A 16,898-nucleotide genomic window follows, 5' to 3' on the forward strand; every position below is an offset into this window, starting at 1 on the left:
AATTAGGCTTAGAGGCTAGTCCGAACTAGGGAAGTATTCCCAAGTCTGTGCCAGAACTAGGCTCAAACCGAGCTATTCACCGCTTACGTTGTCCAAACTGGCTTGGTCAATCCTTGTCCCTTTTAGGGCAAGGTTGGTGAAGGTAAACATTCCTTTGGCTTCACTTGAGGTATAACCCCTACTTCAAAAATACCACGAACAAAAGCAGAAATGCTCCCCTAAGAGTAGTATTTGATACAGAAATTTGTGAAGTTTTGGCAATTTATAAGGCAGATGGCAGAAGGTAAGGAGCAAAGTGGCAAGGTAGAAGGAAATGATAATTGTTGAGACGGACATGGTATAAGAAGGCGATCGCAACTCAGAAGTAATCCCCCGCATCCCTGCTGTCAAGCTAACCGCTCAATTTGTGCCACCCAATTTCCCCACCGTTGTGGGAGTTCGTCAAGACGGGCTAACCCCAGCATAAAGCCTTGATACCGCCGGAGTGCGATCGCGTGAGCTTCGGGATAATCGGCGCAGCAATCAGAAATCACGGTAACCAAGAACCCCAACTGAGAGGCGGAAGCGGCGGTTAACAGAACACAAACCGATGTCACCAATCCCGCTGTCAGGACAAATCTTTTCCCCCTAGAGCGCAGATAATCCAGCAACGGAGGATGATGGAACCCATCTTGGGTTTGCTTTTCCATCACCATTTCTCCAGACTGCGCCGACGCCACACTTAACACCTCGGCTCCCGGCGTTCCCCGCACACAAACCGCACGTCCCCGCAAACGATATCGTGGTAACCAATCTGAACCATCGGGGTTAAAAACTTCCCGCAGATGCACCACCTCTAGTCCCTCTTGACGACAGAAGCACAGCAGACGAGCAATATTTGACTGGAAATCTGGAAACCCTTGCTCTAATTCCGGATTCCAGAAATCCTGTTGCACATCAATTAAAAGTAAGGCAAATTGCTGCCAGTTTCGATCAACCATTTGTCATCTTTCTTCCGCTTTATCTATCATGGCGCCTGTGTAGGGGCGGGTTTTACTATTATTGTTTACTTGCCTCACAAGGGATGGGACTAAACCCGCCCCGGATATGTAGCTAAAATTTCTTGCCACTCCAGATCCGATAACGGTTGTACAACAAACTCCACACCAAAACAATCTGCTGCGGCTTGCGTCAGCGCTTCTATCACCGTTTGCCTTAAATCATCCCCTCGCTGAGTCAGAGGTAAATTGACAGCATAAGGTTCGCCAAACACCTGAGCAAATAACTCAGTATCTGGCTCTAAACGCATCGAACCATGTTGTAATATAGCGTCGCCGCGTCGCAACTGAGCGCTGCCAATCAGTTTATACCCCTCAGTTGTGACCAAATCTGCACCAGTAGCCGTGGCAAAACAATTGGGATTGTGGCGATAATCTCGTCCCGCCTTACCATAGTGCAAATCGACACCCAGCGATCGCCATCCCTGAATCAAAAATTCACAAATCTGCTGATATGCCTCAAGGCGCTTATTGCTGAGTCCTGAAGTCACCACCATATACGTTAAATCACCTTGGTGTAGCACAGCGCGTCCTCCCGTCGGGCGTCGAACTAGGGGAATCGGTTTTCCCTTCCAGGTCAGATTTTGCCAAGTCGGAGACCAACGACATTGATGATACCCTAGGGAAATTGTGGCGGATTCCCAGGTGTAAAACCGCAGCACTGGAGAATTCCTAGTACAAAGCGGCAAACTCTCCCCAGCATCTTTGCCCCCCTGGTTCCCTACAAGGGCGGGTTTAGCCAAGTTATCGGTAAAGCCCGCCCCTACAACCTTGCACTCCTGCTGCTTTGCCAAAAGCCATTGGTCAATTGCCATCTGAAGCTTTCCTGGGAGGCACAGAGGGGGAATTAAACGCCAAGGTGATTGGCTCGTCAGGATTGGGTTCATCGCTTCATCGAATCTTTGCAATCGTTGTCATACACTAGACAAAAGTTTACATTTGTATTTTGCCACTTCCCTCTCGTTTTATCTTGTTTTCCCCAAAACGTCATACGGTTTAATACGAAGTAATTCTAGGGGAAATCTATTAATTATGGACATAATTACATTAAAGAATATCTAACTACCAAAGTAAATAGATGAGCGTAATACATAAAAATAATGTATGACATTTTTCCTCTATTGAAAAGGGAAAAAAGTTTTTATAAAACTATTAGAGCTTTGCCCACAACACCCTATTCAAAGTGCTATTAATTAAATAGCCAGGAATCAGGATAAGTAGAAATAGTGAACAGGGTGTAGCAGAGCAGTCTTAGATCCATTAACTCGTCATAAATATGGTGTCGTCATGACCGTTAAAGTCCTCAACCCGAATGTTTCTTTTAGCTTGTTTACTGCGTCTAAACAAGTTCAATTTATTCAAACATTAAAACGGATTCGCTTTAGCGGTCATCTGATATTGACGAGTCCAGACAATCAAAAATGGTTGTTTTTTCTATGCCAAGGTCATCTGATGTATGCCACCGGTGGAACTCATCCAGTGAGAAGGTGGCTGAGAAATGTCGCCGCCCATAGCCCTCATTTAAAGGCAGATCGCTTAGCCATACAGCGTGATTTAACCGGATTTAATCAAGCCGACTGTAAAACCTGTTGGCAATATTACCTGTTGATTTTATGGGCAAAGCAACAGAAAATCACAGATGAACAGGCGACTCACCTAATTCAATCGGTAATTACAGAAGTCTTGTTTGATATTGCCCACGCCCAGCAAACCACCTACCAAATCAAACAAGATAATACCATTACAACCCAACTTCCGGTCATTGATGTAGAAAAAGCCATCGCACAGGCTAATCAGCAATGGCAAGCTTGGCATCACGATTTGGTGGCGGACTATTCTCCTAACTTTGCACCAATTATAAAACAACCACAAGCTTTGCAAGCCCGTACTTCAGATGCAGTTTACCAACTCCTGAGCAAACTTTTAGACGGGAAACATACATTGCGGGATGTGGCGGTGCAGATGAAGCGGGATGTCTTGCAAGTGACTCGTTCTCTGTTGCCTTATATTCGCTGGGGATTGGTGGAGTTGATTTCTATCCCTGATTTACCGAATCCGGTGAAGCAAGGGAGTTCAGAACCTCCAGCCACCACTACACAATCTATCCAGCCACTAATTGCTTGTGTAGATGACAGTCCCTTGGTTTGCCACACCATGGAAAAACTACTCACCGCCAGTGGTTATCGAGCTCTAGTCATCGACGATGGCTTGCGTGCGATCGCGCTTTTAATTGCTCGTAAACCTGATGTAATCTTTCTCGATTTGGTGATGCCAAATACCAATGGTTATGAGATTTGCGCCAAATTACGCAAATTGCAAGCATTCCAAAATACACCGATTGTGATTTTGACCGGAAAAGATGGCATTGTCGATCGAGTTCGAGCCAAATTAGTGGGCGCATCAGATTTCTTGAATAAACCCATTGATGCCGGGACTGTACTCAATGTTATTAGCAAGCATCTTAAGCAGACTGTTGTTAGTCCTTAGTCATTTATCTTAGTGAAAACCACTGACTAACAACGAGTATTCAATCACAATCATCCATTATTGTTTTACACGAGGTAACTGTCATGGGAACTGCCCTAGTTGTTGAAGATTCTGCCACCGACATGCAAATCATCATTAAATGCCTACAGCAAGGAGGCATCAACGTATTGACGGCTGATAGTGGTGAAGCTGCCCTAGAAAAATTAAACACCCATAAACCCGATGTCATTGTCCTAGACGTTGTACTTCCTGGTATGAGTGGATTTGAAATCTGTCGCGATTTAAAAGCTGCTGCTGATACCAGCAAAATTCCGATTGTGATTTGCTCGACCAAAAGCGGCGAGATGGATAAATTTTGGGGCATGAAACAAGGCGCTGATGCCTATCTACCTAAACCCGTTGATCAAGAGGAATTGCTGCGTACCGTCAAACAACTGACGATGAGATAGGCTTAATGTTTATTGAGTCTAGATTGGTCATTACTGGATTGAGTTTAAGTGAATCCTGAGATGTACCGAAAGAAAATCCAAAATCTAATGATTAATCTAGACTAACCACCTTCCATTCTTTTTTTCATGAGGTCAATACTATGGGGACTGCTTTAGTTGTTGAAGATTGCTTGACAGATTTACAAGTCATTACTCGCTGCTTACAGGAAGAAGGAATCAAGGTTGTAACGGCTGACAGTGGTGAAGAAGCACTGAGCAAACTTAGCACTCAAAAACCTGATGTAATTGTTCTGGATGTTGTTTTACCAGGTCGGAGTGGATTTGAGGTTTGCCGAGATATTAAAGATGCCGCTCATACCAAAAGCATACCGGTGATTATTTGCTCAACTAAAAGTGGCGAAATGGATAAATTTTGGGGCATGAAACAAGGGGCTGATGCCTACATTGCTAAACCAATTGATCAGGCAGAACTTGTACGCACAGTGAAACAGTTGATTAGAAGCTGATCAACGATAAAACGTGGGCGCATCTCATTTTGGCAAAAGTAGTGCGTTTGCGAAGCCTACGCAAAGTGTAACTATCTTTCTCGCCGGCAGAAGTACATGAGCAAGATCCTCACACTACCCAAGTTGTAGAGAATGTCAATGTCCAACATCTTACTCAGCTCAAATAGTTCCTTACCCACTATCCCAAAGCAAGAACAATTATCGGGTTCTTCTACCCAGGAAAATGAACAGTTTTTGCGGTTTCATTTGTTACCGGATACCACCGCCTTATTACCCATTCACCAACTGACTGAAGTATTGACGATTCCCAGAGGTCAAATTGTCCCGATTTTTCAAATGCCAGCTTGGGTAATGGGGGCTTACAATTGGCGGGGTGAAGTCTTATGGATGGTTGATTTAGGTCACTTAGTTGGACTTACGCCGTGGTATCAACAAGCTGCTAGTGGTTCAGCTTATACAGCTATTGTGTTGCAAGCCACAACCAAACCATCAAACTCCACCCATGGCAACAGTGAAATGTTAGGACTGGTGGTTAACCGAGTTGAAGATATTGAATGGTGTAATATCGATTGGATTCAATCTCCTCCCTCTGCTAGTGTTACCCCGGAACTGGTGCCATTCTTGCGCGGGTACTGGTTGAAAAATAATGGTGAAATGCTAGTGATTATTGATGGCAAAGCGATTATTGCATCGATGCCAAAGCAATCTGTTTAAGAGGTGACTTAACAAATAAGAAGTAGTTTTCAATGTTTTCACTCTAACTCATCAATTACAAATCAGGGTGTTCTACCTTTGCGCTATCAATTCGTTGTTGTTTGAGTATTGAATACGACTACCTAGCTTGTAATCGAAGTCAGAGTTCTGAGAAAAGGCTTATCAGATTCCATATCCTATCGTAGAACACCTGCCAATGGAAAGAGGCACGGTGGCAAACCGTAGGAAATGAAGTCTCATAAGTCCAGTTTTGAGCAATTTGCCGACCCCTCCGTATTTTGTATTAAAGGTTTTGATCCATGACTAGACTTTCTCCCAAACCGAATTCCCATCACGATACCAATGGTCGTGGTTCCCACTCGCAAAATCTACCGATTGAGGCTCAAACCTATTCGAGTGACTATCCCCCATCGATGCCTTATCGGATGCCTGCGGCTTCAGATCAGTCCCTACCCAAATTAGCCTCACTCGAGGCGATGGGCAAAACGCCAGAACAGCGTTCAAACGGTCGCGGGTTGCTGTCTAGTCTGCGAAGTAAAGCAATTGGTTTAGCCCTAGCGATTGGAACATTACCCGTGTTAGCTGTGGGTGCGACTGCCTACTTCACAGCCAGTGGCGGGATGTATGACCAAGTGGTGAGTAACGAACAAACGAACACACTTGACTTGGAAGACAAATTAGATGGGTTCATGGCAGAACGCTACAGTGACATTCAAGTCATGGCAGAACTTCCGGTGTTGAATAATGCTGAAATTGCGAAGATTACACCCAAGGAAGAAAAGGAACGTCTGCTCAATGCCTATGAGAAACTGTACGAAAGTTACGACAGTATTGGTGTGTTTGACCTTCAGGGTAACGTTATTGCCCAATCGGACTCTGGAGAAATTCTCGAAAATCACTCTGACCGAGACTATTTTCAAGAAGTATTGAAAACGAATCAGGTCTACATCACGGAACCACGGCTCTCTGAAACGACTAACAGGTACGGTATCTATATAACCGCACCGATTAAGGATTCCGTGACAGGTAAAACCATTGGTGTTATCCGCACCCGTGAGCCGATGGAACGAGTGAATGGAATTTTCGGTGTAACCCAAGACCGGCAACAAGAATTTCACCTGATTGATTCGTCAGGTAACGTGGTGGCTGCAGACGATCCTAATGATATTGGTGAAACATTCGAGGAAAAGTTTCCCACGATGTATAGTAAAGTTCAACAAAACCAGGAAGAAGTCCTGACCATTGTTGAACAGCGAACTGGACGGGAAGACGTTATTACTTACTCCCCTACAGAAGAGCTAGCTGAACGGTATAACCTACACTGGGCGCTAATTATTGTTCGTCCCACTGAGGTGGCGTTTGCACCGCAACGGAACATGCTCTGGACGCTGGGATTAGGGACAGGTGGTGCTGCCTTAATGGTAGGTGCGATCGCGGCTTTTGTCGCCAACACCGCAACTCGACCAATTGTGGATGCAGCGGGTGCGGTGGCAAAAATTGGTCAAGGTGACTTGGATACTCGCTTGCAGGTTAAAGGGGATGACGAACTGGCTGCTCTGGGTGCCAACATCAATGATATGGCGGCTCAGTTAGAGGTATTTATTCAAGAACAAGAACTCGCTGCTGAACAAGCCCGCTTACTGGCAGATATTACAGGTTCTCGCACCTTGAAATCCCAGGAAATCCGCGATCTATTCCAGAAAGCGGTTGAGGAAACCCGCAAAATCCTCAATGCTGAACGGGTGATGATCTTCCGCTTTAACCCAGATGGCAGTAGCTATGTGGCGGCTGAATCCGTCGCCATGGGTTGGCCCCGTAGCCTCAATGACAAGATTGAAGAACTCACCCTGTCTGAGGAACAACGCAAGGTGTATAAAGACGCCCGCGTTGTTGCCACCAATCATGTCTTTGAAACGGATCTTGCCCCTGAACAACAGAAGTTAATGGCACGTCTGGGTGTTAAAGCTAATTTAGAAGTGCCGATTCTCCATGAAGGTGAGCCTTATGGTTTGATCATGGCGCACCAATGTTCGGTTCCCCGTGAATGGCAAACGGCAGAAGTCAACTTCTTCAAACAGTTAGGGGGTCAAATTGGACTGGTAATCGACCGAGTAATGCTGATGGAAACCACCGACAAACTGGCGCAAGAACAACGGGAATTGAAAGAAGGCTTGCAAAAACGCGCTTTAGAACTCCTGAAGGAAGTAGACCCGATTAGTAAAGGTGACTTAACCATTCGGGCGCGAGTAACAGCGGATGAAATCGGTACAATCGCTGACTCGTACAACGCTACTGTTGGAAACTTACGCAAGATTGTTGAACAGGTGCAAGACGCGGCAACCCAGGTGGCGACAACCACGAGCAGTAACGAAGTTGCGGTTCAATCCCTATCCCACGAAGCCTTGCGCCAAGCCGAGCAAATTTCCAGCGCCCTCAGCCGCGCCCAAGAAATGGCAGAAACGGTACGCATGGTTGCGTCCCACGCTGAACAAGCAGAATTGGCGGTGCGTGAGGCGTCTCAGACAGTGGCAGAAGGTGACAACAACATGAACCGGACGGTTGAAGGGATTCTGGCTATTCGTGAAACGGTAGCAGAAACAGCGAAAAAGGTCAAGCACTTGGGTGAATCGTCACAAAAGATTTCCACGGTTGTTAACCTGATTAGTACCTTTGCAGCCCAAACCAACCTGCTAGCGCTGAACGCTTCGATTGAGGCAGCTCGCGCTGGGGAAGAGGGACGAGGGTTTGCGGTGGTTGCAGACGAAGTACGTGCCTTGGCACGGCAATCGGCAGAAGCGACAGCGGAAATTGAAAAACTGGTGGCGGCAATTCAAGGGGAAACGAATGAAGTGGTTGCAGCGATGGAAGCAGGTACAGAACAGGTAGTTACGGGTACAAAATTAGTGGACGAAACTCGTGCTTCTCTGAACAAAATTGCCACGGCTTCTAACCAGATTAACCAATTAGTTGAAGCTATTGCCGAAGCTACGGTGATCCAATCCAAAGCCTCCGAAGATGTGACCCAAACGATGACAGATGTGGCTCAAATTGCTGCCCGAACCTCAGAAGAAGCTGGTTTTGTTTCGTCCTCGTTTGAACAACTAAGAAAAGTGGCACAAACTCTACAATCTGACGTAGGTAAGTTTAAGTTGAATTAGTCATTGGTCATTGGTCATTGGTCATTTGTGGTTAGGGTTGTAGGGTTGTAGGGTTGTAGGGGTGAAGCATTTGGGGGACTATCTGTTGTCACGGTAACATCAATGCTTCTTCCCAAATGCTTCACCCAAACCCAAGAACCAATTGACTTTAACAGGACTTACGCACAAATGCCATTTATGGTAGGGGCACGGCAATGAAAGAGCCCCTACAGGTAGCGCCTGTGCTGTCAAGAAAGCGTAAGTCCTATTTAAGTAGAAGTTGACCCCCCTCATTCCCCCCTGCGAGGGGGGAGAACAAAGAACAAAGGACGAAGGACAAATGGCACTCAACCCCGATATTCGCGATCAAGCCTATCAATTCTTTATTGAAGAAGCACCGGAACTTCTCCAGAATATTGAAGCCGGTTTGCTTAAAATTCGCCTGGATCGTAGCACGGCAAATGTTCATGGAATTATGCGAGCCGCTCATTCATTAAAAGGAGGTGCGGCGAGTGTAGAATTGGATGCGATTAAAACTATCGCTCATCGCCTAGAAAATATTTTTAAGGCACTCTATGACAAAACCGTTGAAATTGATACAGACTTAGAGAGTCAATTGCTGCAAGCTTATGACTGTTTACGTCTACCGTTGATGGAGCAGATTGCCACAAATCAGTTTGATCAAGAGCAAGCGTTAGCCATTGCTGAACCGATTTTTGAGCAGATTGAAGCAAGCTTAGGTGATGCGTTAACTCAGGCAGATAATTTTATTCCTAGTTCATCAGAATTAGGGGTGGATATGGCATTATCCATCTTTGAAGTGGATGTGGAACAAGGATTGGAATTACTGTCTCAAGTTGTGGCAGATCCAGAAAACCATCCGGTGGCGGGAGAGTTACGGGCGCAAGCGGATGTATTTGCGGGTTTTGCCGAACTTTTAAATCTACCAGGATTTGGCGCGATCGCAAACACGGCAATTACGGCGCTAAATGCCCACCCAGACAAGGCGTTAGAGATTACTCAACTCGCCCTGGCTGATTTTGACGCAGGCAGACTGGCGGTGTTAAATGGCGATCGCCGCCAAGGTGGTACACCATCGCCTCAGTTAATGGCGTTAGCGGGTGTGGCTGAAGCTCTTGAAGCAGGGGGTGTAGGGGCGGGTTTGACGGATAACTTATGGCGCCAAACCGATAACTTAACTAAACCCGCCCTTCTGGGGGAAGCTTATCCGAGCAGTATTGACACCCCTCCCCTCAAAGGAGAGGGGAGTCAGACTACCTCTTCCCACCCCCCTCGTTCCCCCCTCGAAGGGGGGATGACAGAGGACGAAGATTTTTCTTCACCGAAGGGGGGTGGGGGGTTAGGTTTCCCAGCATCCGACGAATCGCTGTCTTCTTCGTCTTTGGATACTGATGCTGAACCGCTTTTAGCCGATTTAGAAGAGGGGGTTCCCTCGTTAGAGGATGTTTTTGGTGAGATAGAAACAGAAACAAGCCAGGAAGTAGAACCAGAAGTAGAACCAGAAGAGGAATTAACAGCAGCATCGGCATCGAGTCTGAGTTTGCCTGCACCAGAAACCATAGAAGACGCGATCGCATCCATTGGGCAAGTGTTTAAAGAATTACCTGCGGTTGAGGAATTGCCTGTACCAAGGGCGAGTGATGACGCGACGCCAGCCCTTACCTCCAGTAGCCTCGTTTACTCAAAACCCGGTTCTAAGGAACTCTCTACCACTCATCCATCTGCCCAACCCACATCCGAGAAACAAGAACCTCAATCGGTATCCCGGAAAATCCCTAAAGAAACGGCGACACCTCACCTATCCGTGCGGGTTGACTCCGAACGACTCGAACGCATGAATAACTTGGTGGGTGAGTTAGCGATTAACCGGAATGGCTTATCCCTGCAACACCAACAACTGCAACGATCGGTACGAGAGTTATTAGAGCGATTTAGCCGAGTGCAAACCATGGTGAGTCATTTGCGGGAACTCTCGGACAAGATGCTGATTTCACCTGAGAGCTATAACCCCCAGATCAACATCGCCCTGCTCAATCAACTGAGTGAATTTGTCAGTCGCACCGAAGAGTTTGATTCCCTGGAATTAGATAACTATAGTATCCTCAACTCCCGACTGCAACAGCTCATTGAAAATATGGTGCAGGTAGAAGAATCGGTGGATGATGTAGCCCTATTTGCCAAGCAATCGGATCAAACCCTGGAACAGCAACGGCAAATGCTGACCAGTTTACGAGATGAGTTGATGTGGGCGCGGATGTTGCCTTTGGGTGAGGTTCTCAACCGTTATCCCCGTGTAATCCGAGATTTGTCTACTCGGTATGAAAAATCTGTTAATTTGAAACTGAATGGGACGAATGTTCTGGTAGATAAAGCGGCATTAGAAAAACTCTATGATCCGCTAATGCATTTACTTCGCAACGCCTTTGACCATGGGATTGAATCGCCAGATGTAAGGCGTCAGCAGGGGAAATCGGAAGTCGGGCAAATTGAAATTCGTGCCTATCACCAAGGAAGTCAAACTATTATTGAGGTCAAAGATGATGGTCAGGGATTGAATACTGAACGCATCACTCAGCAGGCGGTTGCGATGGGATTTGTTTCACCGGAACAATTGGCGACGCTGACGCCGAATCGATTATTTGAATTCCTGTTTGAACCCGGATTTTCCACGGCGGAACAAGTGAGCGAACTGTCGGGGCGAGGTGTAGGATTGGATGTGGTGCGATCGCAGATGCGATCCTTAAAAGGGACGATCTCGGTTCATTCATCCCCTGGAGTGGGGACAACGTTTACCTTACGTCTGCCTTTAACCCTAACCATTGGGAAGTTACTCGTCTGTTTCGTCGGTTCCACCGCCTTGGCTTTACCCTCAGACAGTGTAGAAGAAATTGTCATTCCCAAAGGCAATCAGGTAAAAACCACCGGAGAACAGCGATTTTTACGCTGGCGCGGTCAAATTGTCCCCACCTATCGGTTAACGGATTTATTGGACTATGCTTGTCCCTTACCCGAAACCTGTCCTAGTCAAGCCTTAGTTTCCGTTCCATCACCGACAGATTGGGCGTTACCGATGCTGGTTTTGCGTCAAGATCACTATGTTCTCGCCCTAGAAATCGATCGTCTGGTGACAGAACAGGAATTAGTGATTAAACCCTTTGGTAGTGCGATCGCGCCGCCTAGTTTTACTTACGGTTGTACTATTTTAGGGGACGGCAGTTTAATCCCAGTGATTGACGGTGCAGTCTTAATGGATCAGCTTTTGGGTCAAAGTAGCCAGTCAATCTCGATCACATCCAACAACCGCACTCTTGTGAGTATTACGGAGTCCCGTTCTGCTCACAAGAATGAGGTAAAAGCTCAAACAGCGAAAGCCCCCACCGTGTTAGTGGTGGATGATGCGGTAGCATTACGGCGGACACTAGCACTCACCTTAGAACGAGCCGGATGTCGGGTATTGCAAGCACGAGATGGGCGGGAAGCACTAGAACAATTGCGGCAAAGTTCTGCCGTTGATTTAGTCGTGTGTGATATTGAAATGCCCAACATGAACGGGTTTGAATTTCTCGGTCAACGTCGCCAAGATCCCCAGATTTCCCAGGTTCCCGTGGTTATGTTAACCTCCCGCAGTAACGATAAACATCGCTGGTTAGCACGGCATTTAGGGGCAAATGCGTACTTTACCAAACCCTATCTAGAGCAAGAATTTTTGGGTGCGATCGAACAAATTTTGACCCAGAATAAGTCACAACAGCCGCAATTGCAACCCTCTTGAGAGTTATCAGTTATCAGTTATCAGGAGCAGGGGGAGCATGTAGAGACGCGCCATGGCGCGTCTGGGATCTGGGGTAGCTGGGGTAGCTGGGGTAGCTGGGGTAGCTGGGAGAAATGGGGAAATGGGGAAACAATTGGAACGTCTGTTGTCGGGGCTGGTTTTACCCCTAACGGCAAGGTTGTCACCCTGATATCATTAAACCCGCCCCGATAGAGTGCAATAATTTTTCGATAAATGACATAGGACGAATGACAAATGATAGAAAACCAATTTCTCGATGTAATCAGTGTAACTAACCTCTCACTTCCCTACCCACTCTCTCCAATAAATCTGTGAAATCAGTGTTTTGACAAAGGACGAATGACAAATGACAACATTAGTTACTCAATTTCAACCCAACGATACTGATTTATCCCAATCTAGACAAGTTACCCCGTCTCTAAAATTCATTGTTTTCAGCATGGGGAATCTGCACCTAGCCTTACGCATTGAGTCAGTCTATAAAGTCGTAGATCACACACAAATCTACAGTAGTGGGCTCAATCATGTCGGCGTTGCTCATTTAGGCGATCGCGAAGTAACGGTTGTAGACTTGTATTGGCGATTTTTTAAGCAAAGCCCGATTCAGGAATCGGGTACTGGTGGGTATTTAATTGTGGTTAGAAACACGACAGGTGACTTATATGGAATTCCGGTAACTGACACACCAATTTTAATGGAAATACCTTTATCAGCAATTCGCCTACTTCCCGAATCCTATCGGCGAGCAGATACCCTAGAAGTTGCCAGTCATGTAGCCGTCATTCCCCAAGACAAAGCACCGATTACTGTATTTTTACTGGATGTGGATTTACTGATGCCAATCTTCCAAGAAATTGGCACATTAACGAGTAAAGTATGAAACATTGTAGAGACGTCACTCTCGTTCCTAGGCTCTGCCTAGGAATGCTCCTTGGCAGGCTCTGCCTGGAGGTGAGTAGCGGCTGGAGCCGCTCAAGGGGCATTTCCAGGTGGAACCTGGAAACGAGTAAACGAGTAATGGCGAGGGTTGTTTTACTTTTTAACAGAGGTGACATATCGCGTCTTATTCCTGTGAATGAGCTACATTCTGTCCTTTAAGGTAACCCGTGATACATCTCATTAGATTAGCGGACTTTGATCACATGGATTGTTGCTCACCATCACTTCTTTGCAGCCAAACAAATCACCAATTTCATAGATCGATCGCACGGCATTTATCCCCATACTAAAGGAGGATGAGAGTGTAGAACAAATAACCTAAAACTGAAGTCAGTAAATCAAGGAGATTGTGACTATGTTAGAACTAATGATTTTGATGGCTTACTTAGTCGGCTGTTTTGCCTTTATCGAAGCGCTATTTGATAAAGAGTTTGATGGCTCACCCTAATACCAAATTACAGGCAACCATTTGAGGCGAGTGAATTCAGAAAAAGACATTTTCCAGAAACCTTACACATTAACGCCAACATGAAAACCAACATCGGGCGTTCAGACTATTCTTTAAGGGGGATAAACTCAATTAGAATGCAGCCTCATCCCCCGGCTTTACCCTCCCTAGCTTCTGTCAATCTAGGGGGGGTTTCTTTGGCATAAGCAATGTTTATTGCTTGTCTTGATCTTCAAAGGCAAAGATTCCCTTGAACAGCATCAGTAGACCCCCTGCTAAGATAGCGATCGCTAAACCGCCAGTGACTAAATCGACTATTTGATTCTCCACACTCGTTTTCCTACTCTTCCTGCAAATGCTAGCGTAGAATACTCTAATCCAACATGCTCCCCGTTATCAGTGGTTGAATGGTTGCTTTTTGAGCGTTGGTATAGTTATCGTGCATGATGGCGGTGGTGATACAGGAGATATAGCCTAGGCGTGAACTCTTTTATTCAACTTGACCCCATTGATTTGGTTTGGGGATTGGGCATGATGGCGATCGCGATTGGTTTATCCAGTTGGCAGGGGTTAGGTTTGGAGTTACCGTTAGCGATCGCGACAGGGCGAACGGTGATACAGCTTTTGGTGGTGGGGTTTTTTCTGGGGATTGTCTTTGCCTTAGAGAATCCTTTGGCAGTTTTAGGCGTTTTTCTGGTAATGCTAACCATTGCGGCGATTACCGCCCGTAACCGGATTGGCAAAAAAATACCCCGACTATTCTGGGTAGTATTCGGTTCGATTTTCTTCTGTAGTGCCTTAACGTTGATTTATACCAATCTACTGATTATTCAACCGGAAACCTGGTATCAGCCCCAGTACCTGATTCCCTTGGGTGGTATTGTTTTGGGCAATGCCATGAATGGATCTGCGATCGCGGGTGAACGCTTGGTGAGTACGATTACCAGTAGTCGTTTGGAAATTGAAACGCACCTGAGTTTAGGCGCTACCCCGCAACAAGCTGTGGCGGGATACCGCAAAGATGCTATCCGCGCCGGATTAATTCCTACCCTGAATCAAATGATGGTGGTGGGGATTGTGACGTTACCAGGAATTATTACAGGTCAACTTCTGAGTGGCATTGACCCATTGAATGCGGCATCTTACCAAATTTTAGTCATGTTTATGATTGCGACAACTAACCTCACTACGACAATCTTAGTGACTCAGGGTATTTATCATCAATTTTTCAACGCCCAAGCCCAATTAAAACTTCCTTGAAATGTCAGGGAACACAGAACAGTGCAAGGTAGAGTTGTTAGTTACCTCCATTTCCCTCATCTTCCCTGCACCTGTGCACCTGTGCACCTGTGCACCTGTGCCCCCCCTGCACCCCAACACTCCAGCTTCCCTAAGTGATGCTACGATAGCCTTAGTTTCAACAGCACATTTATGAGTTCTTCTTTTGTTACCCCCCGTCGCCTTCTCGCTTCTGGTCTGTGTTTGGGCGTCCTGAGTACCCTAGGGTTAACCATCCGTTCTCATTCATTACTCTCACCCGCCGTTGCTGAAGTTGCGATCGCATCCACTAAAAACGTCGCTGCTGACGATGTGGTGGGTACATGGCAAGGGGAAATGACACCCGGTCAAATGATCACCTGGATTTTGACGCCAGACGGCAAACTCTTCATGACTGCCCCACCCTTTGCGGATGAACCACAACGGGCGTTAGAAATGCGTTACCAGGTAGAATCGAGCACTAAGCCGATGGGTTTGGATATTGACTTGGCGCAGGGGGCGACTGTAATGACGATTTTTGAGATGACTCCGGAGGGTCAAATGCTTGTACAAATTGCGGGAACGAATCCGGGAGAAGAACGACCTGAAGAATTTAATAATGCGACGGTGTTTAAGAAAGTTTCAAATGCAACAACATTACCGCCGGATACACAAATTATTAAATAGATAAATTAATGTAGAGACGCGATATATCGCGTCTCTACTTAACGACTAGCTTTTTTTAACAAAGCCCAAAGTTAAGCTATCCGGTGCGAGGAAATGGTTCAAATGATACGCCCGTTCCTCAGTTTTCAAAAGGATTTGTTCATACAAGTAGCGGGTGGCGCGATCGCCAGTGTCTAGGGTTACTTTAGCATGGTTGGGAGAATCTGGTTAATAACTAAGGGAAGATATGGAGACAGGAAAGATGGGGGAGATGGGGACACAGAGACATGAGTGAATGGCAATTGGGTGTGAGACAATAATAGACGGTGTTCTCCCTTGTCAGAAGCGACTATGCAAACCAGCGATCGCACAGGTATCAATTCCCACTCTCAACGTCCTCTATTCCCCGCCCGGACAGCAACCGTCAGACGTACCACCGGTGAAACTGATGTACAGGTTAGCCTGAATTTCGATGGTACAGGAACCTGTCGTGCTGACACAGGTATCCCATTTTTGGATCACATGTTGCATCAGCTATCCTCTCATGGGTTAATTGATTTAGACGTGAAAGCAACCGGTGATATCGAAATTGACGATCACCATACCAATGAAGACGTTGGCATTACATTGGGACAGGCGTTTGCTCAGGCATTAGGCGATCGCAAAGGGATTGTCCGCTTTGGTCATTTTATCGCACCCTTGGATGAGGCATTAATCCAAGTGGCACTCGATTTTTCGGGGCGTCCTCATTTAAGCTATGGCTTGGAGATTCCCACTCAACGGGTTGGTACCTATGATACACAACTGGTGCGGGAATTCTTTGTCGCATTGGTGAACCACAGCCAAATGACGTTGCACATCCGCCAACTGGATGGAATTAATTCTCATCATATTATCGAAGCTACATTTAAAGCATTTGCGCGATCAGTCCGTATGGCAACAGAAATCGATCCCCGTCGCGCTGGAATGATTCCCAGTTCTAAGGGGGTTTTGTGACTTAATAATCATTTGTCTTCTGATATCGGGGCAGTGAATCTAATGTAGGGGCGGGTTTAGGGGCAAAATTAACAGACAAACCCATAACCTTTCTACAAAACCCGCCCTGCTCCACCCTATCACTACATCTTTGGCGTGCGATCGCGGTTTAAAATCAGGTGGATTTTGTTGTCGGGTTTGAGGTTAATTGATAAATTTAGGTGGGGATTAGGGTGAGTTTTGTTGTTCCGTTATTGGTGGGGATTATGGTGAGTTTTGTTGTTCCGTTATTGGTGGGGAGGGCGGGGTTTGTTGTTCCGTTATTGGTGGGGAGGGCGGGTTTTGTTGTTCCGTTATCGGTGGTAGCTGAATTTAGTCCCTCATCCCGCCCCTACAATTGTGCATAATCCCGCGCCTACACTTGTGCCTGATCCAGCACCTTCAATTGTCGCGTCAACCGACCCAAAGA

Annotated in this window: 14 protein-coding genes and 1 pseudogene; 12 read left to right on the plus strand and 3 right to left on the minus strand. The window is 46.4% G+C overall.

Annotated elements, in window-relative coordinates; translation table 11 throughout:
• Window positions 1-386: 386 nt before the first annotated feature.
• Window positions 387-980: a cysteine hydrolase family protein gene (locus RIM23_RS04525; protein WP_446364837.1), complete on the minus strand. Its 594-nt coding sequence runs from the start codon at window positions 978-980 to the stop codon at window positions 387-389.
• A gap of 89 nt (window positions 981-1,069) precedes the next feature.
• Complete coding sequence (locus RIM23_RS04530; RefSeq protein ID WP_446364858.1) at window positions 1,070-1,924, minus strand: lipoyl protein ligase domain-containing protein; 855 nt, start codon at window positions 1,922-1,924, stop codon at window positions 1,070-1,072.
• Between the two features lie 400 nt (window positions 1,925-2,324).
• Between RIM23_RS04530 and RIM23_RS04535 the strand changes: the two genes are divergently transcribed.
• The 10 genes from RIM23_RS04535 to RIM23_RS04580 all read left to right on the plus strand — a co-directional run bounded on the left by RIM23_RS04535 (window position 2,325) and on the right by RIM23_RS04580 (window position 15,475).
• On the plus strand, window positions 2,325-3,524 hold the full coding sequence (locus RIM23_RS04535) for a response regulator (RefSeq protein WP_446364839.1): 1,200 nt from the start codon (window positions 2,325-2,327) through the stop codon (window positions 3,522-3,524).
• A gap of 83 nt (window positions 3,525-3,607) precedes the next feature.
• On the plus strand, window positions 3,608-3,973 hold the full coding sequence (locus RIM23_RS04540; RefSeq protein WP_446364841.1) for a response regulator transcription factor: 366 nt from the start codon (window positions 3,608-3,610) through the stop codon (window positions 3,971-3,973).
• A gap of 140 nt (window positions 3,974-4,113) precedes the next feature.
• On the plus strand, window positions 4,114-4,479 hold the full coding sequence (locus RIM23_RS04545) for a response regulator transcription factor (RefSeq protein WP_446364843.1): 366 nt from the start codon (window positions 4,114-4,116) through the stop codon (window positions 4,477-4,479).
• A 138-nt stretch (window positions 4,480-4,617) separates the two neighbouring features.
• Window positions 4,618-5,193 (plus strand): chemotaxis protein CheW, encoded by a 576-nt coding sequence (locus RIM23_RS04550; protein ID WP_446356422.1) that lies wholly within the window; start codon window positions 4,618-4,620, stop codon window positions 5,191-5,193.
• Window positions 5,194-5,492: 299 nt separating this feature from the next.
• Window positions 5,493-8,351 carry a methyl-accepting chemotaxis protein gene (locus RIM23_RS04555; protein WP_446364846.1) on the plus strand — a complete coding sequence of 953 codons (2,859 nt, stop codon included), beginning with the start codon at window positions 5,493-5,495 and terminating at the stop codon, window positions 8,349-8,351.
• Window positions 8,352-8,670: 319 nt separating this feature from the next.
• Complete coding sequence (locus tag RIM23_RS04560; protein WP_446364848.1) at window positions 8,671-12,123, plus strand: response regulator; 3,453 nt, start codon at window positions 8,671-8,673, stop codon at window positions 12,121-12,123.
• A gap of 52 nt (window positions 12,124-12,175) precedes the next feature.
• Window positions 12,176-12,313, plus strand: coding sequence for a hypothetical protein (locus RIM23_RS04565; RefSeq protein ID WP_446364850.1), 138 nt, complete (start codon window positions 12,176-12,178; stop codon window positions 12,311-12,313).
• 177 nt (window positions 12,314-12,490) lie between these two features.
• Complete coding sequence (locus RIM23_RS04570; protein WP_446356430.1) at window positions 12,491-13,024, plus strand: chemotaxis protein CheW; 534 nt, start codon at window positions 12,491-12,493, stop codon at window positions 13,022-13,024.
• Between the two features lie 987 nt (window positions 13,025-14,011).
• A complete protein-coding gene (locus RIM23_RS04575; protein ID WP_446364852.1) occupies window positions 14,012-14,791 on the plus strand; it encodes an ABC transporter permease in 780 nt (259 codons plus the stop codon).
• A gap of 171 nt (window positions 14,792-14,962) precedes the next feature.
• Window positions 14,963-15,475 (plus strand): hypothetical protein, encoded by a 513-nt coding sequence (locus tag RIM23_RS04580; protein WP_446364854.1) that lies wholly within the window; start codon window positions 14,963-14,965, stop codon window positions 15,473-15,475.
• Between the two features lie 45 nt (window positions 15,476-15,520).
• Here RIM23_RS04580 and RIM23_RS04585 read toward each other — a convergent pair.
• Window positions 15,521-15,643: pseudogene (locus RIM23_RS04585) on the minus strand (DNA starvation/stationary phase protection protein); the annotation flags it as partial.
• Window positions 15,644-15,805: 162 nt separating this feature from the next.
• On the opposite strand from RIM23_RS04585, the gene hisB reads away from it, so the two are divergent.
• On the plus strand, window positions 15,806-16,450 hold the full coding sequence (hisB, locus tag RIM23_RS04590; protein ID WP_446364860.1) for an imidazoleglycerol-phosphate dehydratase HisB: 645 nt from the start codon (window positions 15,806-15,808) through the stop codon (window positions 16,448-16,450).
• Between the two features lie 212 nt (window positions 16,451-16,662).
• The gene (locus RIM23_RS04595) at window positions 16,663-16,836 is read left to right on the plus strand and encodes a hypothetical protein (RefSeq protein WP_446364856.1); all 174 of its coding nucleotides are present in this window, start codon (window positions 16,663-16,665) and stop codon (window positions 16,834-16,836) included.
• Window positions 16,837-16,898: the final 62 nt, after the last annotated feature.

Source organism: Coleofasciculus sp. G3-WIS-01, assembly GCF_040223135.1.
GTDB lineage: Bacteria > Cyanobacteriota > Cyanobacteriia > Cyanobacteriales > Coleofasciculaceae > Coleofasciculus.